Raw genomic sequence first — 255 nt, forward strand, 5'->3', positions numbered from 1 at the left:
ACTTACGATGTTATTTACGTTATTACTTACGATGTTATTTACGTTATTACTTACGATGTTATTTACGTTATTACTTACGATGTTATTTACGTTATTACTTACGATGTTATTTACGTTATTACTTACGATGTTATTTACGTTATTACTTACGATGTTATTTACGTTATTACTTACGATGTTATTTACGTTATTACTTACGATGTTATTTACGTTATTACTTACGATGTTATTTACGTTATTACTTACGATGTTATT

1 protein-coding gene is annotated in these 255 nt (G+C 25.1%); it reads left to right on the forward strand.

The window, feature by feature from the left end; all coding sequences use genetic code 11:
* A partial coding sequence (locus HS848_RS13180) for a hypothetical protein (protein WP_198612560.1) occupies positions 1 to 255 on the forward strand: 255 nt, incomplete at both ends.

Origin of the sequence: Staphylococcus caledonicus (genome assembly GCF_016238465.1) — a bacterium.
Lineage (GTDB): Bacteria > Bacillota > Bacilli > Staphylococcales > Staphylococcaceae > Staphylococcus > Staphylococcus caledonicus.